We start from the raw sequence: 10269 nt of genomic DNA on the forward strand, positions 1-10269 counted from the left end.
TAAAATGTGACAAGTGTGGAGAAAGTACAATCAAAAGAGGAAAGCTTACTGGTGTTGCAGCAATTCAATTATTAGATTCAAAACTGGACTTGGAGGATCAGAAGTATTAATAGACTTTTGTTCTAAATGTGGAAAAGTTATTGAAATGATAGTTGAAAATCCAGATAAAATTAAATAAATATGATAGTATAAAATAATATATCTAAAGAGTTTTATAATACAATAAATTAAAATACAAATTATAATTTAATGCATTATAGAGCTTTTTTTCTATGTGAAGATTTATAAGAATTTTATCAAATTCATCTATTTTTATTATATGATTTGTAGATATTTATAATTATAAAAATAGAAGTATAGTGAATATTAGTAACATAAAGGATACTGTCTTGTAAGTTGATACGATATGAATAATTTTATATAATAGTGGTAAGTAATTAGACAAATGATAAATGAAAGATGTGGAAAGTAAAATGACAAAAACATTAAAAGAACTTAATTTAGAAGATGATTTCTTATTTGCTAAGGTAATGAGTGACAAGGAAATCTGTAAGGAGTTTTTAGAAAAACTTCTAGAAGTTGAAATAACTAAAATTGAAATACCAGAAAATCAAAAGACAATAGATTTACTTTTAGAAAGCAAAGGAATTCGATTAGATATATATGTTAATGATGAAAATAACACAGTATACAATATAGAAATGCAACGAGGTAAATATAGAAATATTCCTAAAAGAATTAGATATTATCAAGGGAATATAGATCTTGATTTAATAAGCAAGGGTGATGATTATAAAAAGCTTGCTAAAAGCTATATTATATTTATATGTACTTTTGATTTATTTGGAACTGGAAGACATAAATATACATTTGAAACTGTATGTATTGAAGATAATAATATAAAATTAAATGATGATACAAATAAAATTATATTAAATACTAAAGGTATTAAAAAAGATTTAAGTGATGAACTTATTGAGTTCTTAAAGTATGTAGAACATTCTGATGATAGAACGGCAGAAGCTTCTACTGGTGAGTTGGTTAAGAAGATTCATAAAAAAGTAATTGAAGTTAAGAATAATCCTAATGTGGAGGTGGAATTTATGACACTTTTAGAGCGTGATAGAGAGAAAATAGAAGAAGGCAGAGAAGAAGGTAGAGAAGAAGGTAGAGAAGAAGGAAAGAGAGAAGAAAGGTTTGAAATAGCAAAGGAAATGCTTAAAGACAATGAACCAATTGAAAAAATAATGAAATATTCAAAACTTAGTAAAGAAGAAATACTTAAAATTAAAATATAGAAATAATAGAATACTATATAGAGCTCTAGCATGTGTTAAGTTAAGATACAAATTATAACTTAATACATCCTAGAGCTTTTTTGCTTTTTGAAAATTTATAATATAAAAAGAGAAAATAAATGAAGTGCTATAAAATAAGTAGTATAATATTAAGTACTCTTAAAAAGGAGGGGTGTATATGAATTTAAAGGCTATGATGGACTCAGTTTTAAAGTTAAGTTCTAGTATTTCAAAGAATAATGGAATAACTTTATTTAAGAAGGGTTTAGTATCTAAGGTTGTAAGTAAAAAGATAAATGAAACTTATCATATATATGGTAGAGTTTTAGAAAATAAAGATGAATATAGCACTCATTTAAAGTTTGATTCTAATAATAAAATAATTGATACTAAATGTAGTTGTAATCAATTTGAAGAAAACAGTAAGGAAATGAAAAATTATGTTTGCAGTCATTTAGTAGCTACTATGTATAGATTTTATTATTCAATATTAAATAATAAAGAAAATATTAATAAAGAAAAAAGTGAGGTTAATAAGAGAATATTAAAATTAGATATAAAGATAAAGCAAGTTAAAGTAAATAAAAATGAAGAATATCATTTGGAGCTTAGAGCTGGAGAAGAAAAGACAATTGCAATAGAAGCACTAGGTAAGTTTTTATTTGATGAAAATAATAAATTTAATGAAAATGATACTTTAATTATAGATTTTTTAAAGATTAAATTTAAAGAAAATAAAAATAGAATTGTGGATGCTAGAAGTTTTATATTATATAAAGAAGAGCTCAGAAGTTTTTTAGAGCTTATAGATAGTGATAAAAATATAGTTTTAACTTATGATTATATGAACTATAACTCAATTATTTATAAGGAAGATATGCCTTTAATATTTACATTAAAGAAAAAAGGTGAAGCTTTAATATTAAAACCTCAAAAGAAGAGTACAACACCTATTGATGACAAAAAAGAAGTTTGGATATATGATAAGAAAATATATTTACCTACAGGAAAGCAATTAAAATATTATAAAACAATATACGATAAGTTAGTTGCAAAGGGTAATTTAATATATAAAAATACAGAAACTAATTTAAAGAAATTATTACTTATATTAGGTGAAATTTCAAAGGACATAATTATAGATGAAACTGTAAAATTTGAAATAAACAAAGTTAATACTCCAAGATTTTATATAGAAAAAGAAAATGAAAATATATATTGCAGAATCGATATAAATTATGCAAATAGCTTAGATGGCTTGAAAGATAGTAGAGCCAAGGAAAAAATAGAAATGGAGCTAGAAAGATATAAGTTTATAAAGCATAAAGATAAATTTATATTTACAGGAAATGATGAGGATAAATACATATTATTAAGCGAAGGAATAAATAAGTTAAATAAAATTGGAATAGTAACTTTATCTAACGAGTTTGGTGAAATTAAGCTTATAAAATCTAATGATATATTAAGTGAAATAGAAGAAATAGATGATTATTATAAGTTTGATTATAAGATAGATGGAGTAGAATATAGTGAAATAGCAGGTATATTAGAACAAATAAAAAAGGGAAGTTCATTTTATAAAACTAAGGGAAATAACTTTTTAGACTTAAATGATATGGAAGTAGTTGAATTTTTTAGAACAATAGAAGAGTTAAATTTATTTGATAATGTTTATAAAGAAGAAATATATGTGGATAAATTTAATTTATTGCATTTAGAAAATAAGATAAAAAATAAAAGAATTCCATTTATAACTGGAGAAGAAAAAATAAATGAATTAACTAATAATTTAAAGAATAAAGAAAAAAATTATGATGTTCCAAAAGAGTTAAATGCTAAACTTAGGGATTATCAAATTAAAGGATATAATTGGCTAAAATCAATAGAAAACTTAGGCTTTGGTGGAATATTAGCTGATGATATGGGACTTGGTAAAACTATTCAAACAATAACATTATTACTTTCAAATAAAAATAAAAATAAAAAGAGCTTAATTATAACGCCAACTTCCGTTGTGTATAATTGGAAAAGTGAATTTGAAAAATTTGCAGATACTTTAAATGTAGGAGTAATTCATGGAAGTGTTAGTGAAAGAAAGAAAGTTAAAGAAGATTATAAAGAATATGACGTATTATTAACTACTTATGGAACTTTAAGAAGTGATTATGAATGGTATGAAGATAAAAAGTTCGACTTTTGTATAATTGATGAAGCACAAAACATTAAAAATAAAAAATCTAAAATTACAGAATTGATTAAATCAATAAAGGCAAATTGTAAACTGGCCTTAACGGGAACACCAATAGAAAATAATTTACTAGAATTATGGTCAATATTTGATTTTATTATGCCAGGATATTTATATAATGAAGAAAGATTTAAAGGTAAGTTTTTAAATGGAGATGATGAAAGTTTAAGAAACCTTAAAGAACTGATTTCTCCATTTATACTAAGAAGGTTAAAAGAAGATGTACTAGATGAATTACCAGATAAAATAGAAAAAGAATACTTAATACCAATGACATTTAGCCAAAAACAAATTTATAATTCATATATGAAAGAAGTTAAAAAGAAACTTAAAGAAAATAAAAAAATCAAAGATAATAAAATTGTTATATTATCATATCTTACAAAATTACGTCAGCTTTGTTTAGATCCATCTTTATTAATAGATGATTTTAAAGAAGAAAGTGCAAAAATAAAAGCGGTTAAGGAAATAATAAAAGAAACTATAGATTCAAATAGAAAAATAATTATATTTTCACAATTTACATCTGTATTAAAAAAGATAGGAGATAAACTAGAAGAAGATAATATTAGCTATTTATATTTAGATGGAAGTATTAAAGCAAAAGAAAGAATAAATTTAGTTGATGAATTTAATAATAGAGACAAAAATATATTTTTAATTTCCTTAAAAGCTGGTGGAGTTGGTTTAAACTTAACTTCAGCTAGTGTTGTAGTTCACTTTGATCCTTGGTGGAACCCAGCAGTACAAGACCAAGCAACAGATAGAGCACATAGACTTGGTCAAAAAAATATAGTTGAAGTAATAAAGCTTATATCTAAAGATACTATTGAAGAAAAGATCATAAAGTTACAAGAAGAAAAGAAAGAATTAATTAGCAAAATAATAGATGGAGATATGTTAAATGGAGAAACGTTAAATACAATAACAGAGGAAGAACTACTAAAACTATTTAGCTGATAGTTATAAATTGCTAATATAAAAGGCTACGATAAATAGATATGCTCCATAAGCTAAATAGCTCAGCAAAGAAGTACTAGGCTCGGAAAACTGCTATGCCAAGAGTTTTGGTTAACTCGCTGCGCTCAAACAAACCAACAACACTAAGGCCTAGTAGTTCTTCCTTCACCAAGTCCTTCTAATTGCCCGCTATATGCTTATTCCGCATATTCTATTTATCTTCGCCAAATTATATTTATCATTTATAATTATAATCAAAAAAGTTTTAAGGGATAAAGAGTGAAAAAGTTGAATTTAAGTTTTGTATAGTAGGCATTGAATACTTAGTAAAGTTATATGAAATTAGTATAAAATATGATCTACTGAAGCTTGTCTGAAATAGATTTACATTAACTTTTCACTCTTCACTAGATCCAGGAGGTGCAATTTTAATGGATATATATACAATAGGGCATTCAAATTATACAGTTGAAAAGTTAATAGATATGTTAAGATATTATGATATTAATTGTGTTGTTGACATTAGAGGGACACCTTATTCAAAATATAATGTTCAATTTGATAAGGAAACTATAAAATATACATTGACTAAAGCTGGATTTGTATATATTTATATGGCTAAGGAGCTTGCAGCAAAAAGGCTAAATAAAGTTTCTTATAATGAAGAAGGGTATTCTGATTTTGAAAAAGTTATTCATGAAGAAGATTTTATTAAGGGAATTGAAAGATTAAAAGATGGTTGTAATAAGGGATATAGAATTGCGTTACTTGGAGCAATGCAAGATCCAATAAGATGTCATAGAAGCATATTAGTTGGAAGGGCTTTAAAAGAAGCTGGATTTAATGTAATGCATATTTTAGATGATTATTCAATAAAAAATCAAGACTATATTGATGAAAGAGTACTTGATAAGTATTTTCCAGATAGATCACAAATAACTATAGATGCCTTATTAGGAAATGAAATGAGCATGGAAGAAATGATAAATGAAGGTTATAGAATGGCTAATAAAGAAATTGGCTATAGAATTGAATGTTTACCTATGGAGAAAAAGCGTTAATTTAAATAAAAAATATCGGCTAACCTAATGTAATAAATATAAACAAGTTTGAGTTTAAAAAATACTTAATAATATAGTTTAATCTTTTAGAAATATAGTATAAATTAATTATTTAGCATAGATAAAGAGATTTATTTATAAGAAAAACTTTTGAAAGGGGAAAGTCTTATGAGATATGTTATAGTTTGTGTAGTAAAAGGAGAAGCAGGCGATTTTAATAATGAAATGAGAAAAGATATATTTCAAAAATTTAAAGCTAAGTCATCAAAGTTACCTGCACATTTTACTATTAAAGCACCTTTTGAATATGATAAAAGTATAAAAGATTTAGAGGAGGCTTTATACAAATTTAGTAAAAGTGAAGAAAAAGCAGAATTTAAAATGAATAAATATAATCATTTTGACGATAGAGTTATTTATATGGATGTAAATATGTCTAAGGAAGGTAAAATTATTCATGATAAATTAATAGATGTTTTAAATGATTTTGATTATATTGAGTTTAATAAAAAAGATGGTAAAGATAAAATTTTTCATGTTACATTAACATCAAAAAAAGTGCCGCCAATATATAAAGAAGTGTGGGAATATGTAAATAAATATCCATTTGAATTTAATTGTTACTTTGATAATATAAGTATATTTAAATGGGTAGATAATACATGGAAACTACATAAAGAGTTTATTATAGGCAGTTAAAAATAGAAGAATTAATAATAAGAAAAAAACTAAATACAAATAAATTAGAGATAAAAAATAAGCACTTCAAACTGTGAGATGCTTATTTTTTTTATGTTTTTTACAAAAAGTTTTTAATAAAGTGATAATTAGCAATAAAGTAAAATATATATTTATAAAAAATAAATGGAAATGTATGATGTTTTAATAATATTATATTGATTTTATTGATATTTTAATATATTATATATTTAAATACTGGTAATTTGTATAAGCAATTACTTTATTTAGGGGGAGATTTTATGGAAGAAAATAGAGAACAATGGGGATCAAAATTAGGGTTTATTATTGCTGCAGTGGGATCGGCAGTAGGACTAGGGAATATTTGGAGATTTCCGTATGTAGCATATACAAATGGGGGAGGGGCATTTTTAATACCTTATTTCTTTGCTATATTTACAGCAGGTATTCCATTATTAATATTGGAATATGGACTAGGACATAAATATAAAGGATCAACACCACTTGCAATTGCAAAGGTAAAGAAAAAGTGGGAATGGCTTGGATGGTGGCCAACAATAAATGCTTTTATAATTTTAACATATTACTCTATGATTTTAAGTTGGGCAGTAAATTATTTGAGATTTAGTATAAACAAGGGTTGGGGAAGTGATACGGATACATTTTTCCATTTAGATTTTATTAAATTAACTAACTCACCATTTGAGATGGGAGGCATAATTTTACCTATATTAATAGGAATAGCAATTATTTGGTTTATAAGTTGGTTCATATGTTATAAAGGTATAAAAGGTGGAATAGAAAAGGCAAATAAAATTCTTCTTCCAGCTCTTGTAATTATAATGGTAATAATAGCAATTAGAGCTGTAAATTTAGAAGGTGCAACAGAAGGATTAAATACTTTATTTACACCAGATTGGTCAAAGGTTAGGGAGCCAAAGGTTTGGGTAGCAGCATATGGACAAGTGTTCTTTTCTCTTAGTTTAGCTATGGGGATAATGATTACTTACTCTAGTTATTTACCTAGAAAAACTGATATAAATAACAGTGCATTTATGACTGCATTTGCAAATTGTGGATTTGAATTTTTATCAGCTATAGCGGTATTTTCTATATTAGGCTTTATGTCTAGTGCAAAAGGTGTACCAATGAGTGAAGTTGTATCAAGTGGAGTTGGACTTGCTTTTGTAGTATTCCCTGCTGTATTTACTGAAATGGGGGCAGTAGGAACATTTCTAGGTGTATTATTCTTTTTGTGTTTGCTATTTGCAGGAATTACATCTTCAGTTTCACTTATTGAAGCTGTTTCAGCTCCATTTATAGATAAGTTTGGATTGGCAAGAAATAAGGTAGTTGCAGTAATTTGTTTAATAGGATTTTCAATAGGAATATTATACTCTACAGGGGCAGGGCTATATTTATTAGATATAATAGATAATTTTATAAATAATTACGGAATTGTAGTGGTTGGATTATTGGAAGTTATACTAATTGGATGGATAGCTAGTCCTGATATAGTTAGAGAACACACAAATGAAATATCATATTTTAAAATAGGTAAGTGGTGGAATATTTGCGTTAAGTTTGTAACACCAGCTATATTAATTTTTATGTTAGTGCAAAGCATAATGACAGAAATCAAAATGCCTTATGGGGGATATGAGCTTTCAGCAATATTTGCATATGGCTGGAGTATTATAGGATTTGGAATAATTCTTGCATTAATAATAAGTAAAAAACAATGGAAAAGTAAAAATATATTAGAGTAATTAAAAAAGGGGGCACTATTATGACTGGAGTAGCATTATCATTCTTTGCATTAGGAGCAGTTGTTTTATGGGGAGGATTAGCATTAACCCTTGGAATAACTATATATAATGAAAGAAAAGAAACTGTTTAATAAAATTAAGTTTAATTACAAGAAGGACTGGAGTATTAACAATATTGTTATACTCCAGTCCTTTTTGCTATTCTATATTTTAATTATAAACTATCCATTGTTAATTATCAATTGTCCTACTCTCAAATGTTCATTATCCATTTTAAATTTTCAATTGTCCATTATCCATTGTTATAAGATTCTCCAAGGCTCTTCTATTTTTTCTTGAAGAATTGTATATTCTACTTCTTTTGTTACTTCTCTAGGTAGTTTAAGTTTTTTTAATTTATTAGTAAATTCTGAAGAAAAGACTTTTAATGATTTACCTATTTGTTTAGCGGACAAATTAAATACTTCTAAAGGAGTTAGGAAGTTTTTACTATCTCTAAATTCATCTAGATATCTTGAAGCAACAGTAGATGCCTCTATAGCACATGAATTAATTTTATCTATCAATTGTTTATTAAATTCATCAGGATATGTTAATTCAAGAACTATTCTATAATTAGTTATTCTTGTTTGTTTACAAGGAATTCTTGTAGTTAATTCATTACCATCAACTTCACCTAGATAATTAATTATATAGTCGTTCTTTATTTCAGGAATCTCAACGGAAGTTAATACTTTAGTATAAGTATTTTTTACACCATTAGTTGAGTATTCTTTCCTATTGTTTATTAAGGGTTCTAAGCTTGAATCATTTTCTGAATTCGAGTTATTTTCTGAATCAGAGTCACACTTAGAATCGCTTCTGTAGCATATAAATGAATCTATTCTTCTTAAATCTAGACCAAAGAATACCCAAGTATTTCTAAACCATCGCAAACCAGAAACTGACCTACGATCTACATTTAATAAAAATGCCCAATAATTTCTACCACTAGTTTCCCATATATAAGTAAATTTAAATAGACAAAAACTAATAGAGCCTGGACTTACAGCTTTAGTTTGAGGGCCACCAGAAGAACTTAATTTTTGAACGCCAGAACTGTTTTTGGATGGAGTAAAATTTGGTGGTGGACCTATATTTAAATTACTTCCCATAGGTGGAGAACCTTGAGAGCCAGGAAAAGGGAAATTACCACCAGGACCTGAACCTGGAGTAGGACCAGGGCCTGGAGTTGGGAACCCAGGAATTAAATTTCCAAGTGGAGGTGGTCTTAGTCTAGAATCATCATCATAAAGAATCGAATCGTCATCATTAAAATTCATTGATAAACTCCTAATATATTATTTTATAATCATTATAAGTAAAATGACTTTAAATTGTTACTTTAAATTATAGAATTAATAAGGTAACAATACCCCAAGATTTTTAATACAAATATTATGAGGTGATGGATATGGGGTAGAAATAAGACATGCTAAATTAGAAGATTACAAATATATAAGCAATATTTCTAAGGAATTACACATATTTCATGTCAAAAATAGACCAGATATATATAAAGAAGCTAGTAAGACTATGTGTAAATCATATTTTAAGGAACTATTAAATGATGAAGATATTGAGATTATAGTAATAGTTAAAAATAAAAAGATAGTTGGTTATACAATGATACGATATATAGAAATTAAAAACATGGATTTATTAAATGACAAGTTTTTTGCATATATAGATGAAATTTGCATAAAGGAAAGTAGTAGAAGACAAGGGTTGGGTAGAATGCTATTTGATTACTCATATGATTTAGTAAAGAGTAATGGAGCTGAAGCTTTAGAACTTGGAGTTTGGAGCTTTAATGAAGATGCTATAGGATTTTATAGAGCTATGGGGATGGTAGAGAAGAACATAAGAATGGAGAAAAAGTAAAAATCAATGGAAATTTGATAATGGATAATGGACAATTGAGGTGATAATTCAGCTGGTCTGAATTATAGGATGAAAAAATTAAAGAATGAAAAAGTTGAAAAGATAATTCACCTACCTTGAATTGTGAAAATGGGATTTTTCATGAATTTATTAAGGATATCACGTTTCGTGAGACCCTTTGTAAATTAACAGAATTACGAGTATTTTAGATGGGGAAAGGGGCTCGCGTTTTAAACTGATACCTATGTCAAGGACATTATAAAAAAAGGGTTATGCACAAAGAAGATGATTTCTGTATTGAACAGGGG

Annotated in this window: 9 protein-coding genes; 8 read left to right on the forward strand and 1 reads right to left on the reverse strand. The window is 26.4% G+C overall.

Translation table 11 applies throughout. The features are described from left to right. Window positions 1-13: 13 nt before the first annotated feature. The 7 genes from I2A75_RS17885 to I2A75_RS13275 all read left to right on the forward strand — a co-directional run bounded on the left by I2A75_RS17885 (window position 14) and on the right by I2A75_RS13275 (window position 8169). Window positions 14-178 (forward strand): hypothetical protein, encoded by a 165-nt coding sequence (locus I2A75_RS17885; RefSeq protein WP_207733826.1) that lies wholly within the window; start codon window positions 14-16, stop codon window positions 176-178. Window positions 179-473: 295 nt separating this feature from the next. Continuing rightward, window positions 474-1298: an Rpn family recombination-promoting nuclease/putative transposase gene (locus tag I2A75_RS13250; protein WP_195265298.1), complete on the forward strand. Its 825-nt coding sequence runs from the start codon at window positions 474-476 to the stop codon at window positions 1296-1298. A 178-nt stretch (window positions 1299-1476) separates the two neighbouring features. After that, complete coding sequence (locus I2A75_RS13255) at window positions 1477-4509, forward strand: SNF2-related protein (protein ID WP_195265280.1); 3033 nt, start codon at window positions 1477-1479, stop codon at window positions 4507-4509. Window positions 4510-4940: 431 nt separating this feature from the next. Then, window positions 4941-5570, forward strand: coding sequence for a DUF488 domain-containing protein (locus I2A75_RS13260; protein WP_195265282.1), 630 nt, complete (start codon window positions 4941-4943; stop codon window positions 5568-5570). Between the two features lie 168 nt (window positions 5571-5738). Then, complete coding sequence (locus tag I2A75_RS13265) at window positions 5739-6269, forward strand: 2'-5' RNA ligase family protein (RefSeq protein ID WP_195265284.1); 531 nt, start codon at window positions 5739-5741, stop codon at window positions 6267-6269. A gap of 281 nt (window positions 6270-6550) precedes the next feature. Beyond that, window positions 6551-8038 (forward strand): sodium-dependent transporter, encoded by a 1488-nt coding sequence (locus I2A75_RS13270; protein WP_195265286.1) that lies wholly within the window; start codon window positions 6551-6553, stop codon window positions 8036-8038. A 20-nt stretch (window positions 8039-8058) separates the two neighbouring features. Continuing rightward, a complete protein-coding gene (locus I2A75_RS13275; protein WP_195265288.1) occupies window positions 8059-8169 on the forward strand; it encodes a MetS family NSS transporter small subunit in 111 nt (36 codons plus the stop codon). 171 nt (window positions 8170-8340) lie between these two features. Here I2A75_RS13275 and I2A75_RS13280 read toward each other — a convergent pair whose 3' ends face one another. Beyond that, the gene (locus I2A75_RS13280) at window positions 8341-9360 is read right to left on the reverse strand and encodes a hypothetical protein (RefSeq protein ID WP_195265290.1); all 1020 of its coding nucleotides are present in this window, start codon (window positions 9358-9360) and stop codon (window positions 8341-8343) included. Window positions 9361-9613: 253 nt separating this feature from the next. On the opposite strand from I2A75_RS13280, the gene I2A75_RS13285 reads away from it, so the two are divergent. Further along, window positions 9614-9961, forward strand: a complete 348-nt coding sequence (locus tag I2A75_RS13285) for a GNAT family N-acetyltransferase (RefSeq protein WP_195265292.1) — start codon at window positions 9614-9616, stop codon at window positions 9959-9961. Window positions 9962-10269: the final 308 nt, after the last annotated feature.

It is taken from the genome of Clostridium sp. 1001275B_160808_H3 (assembly GCF_015550425.1).
GTDB lineage: Bacteria > Bacillota > Clostridia > Clostridiales > Clostridiaceae > Clostridium.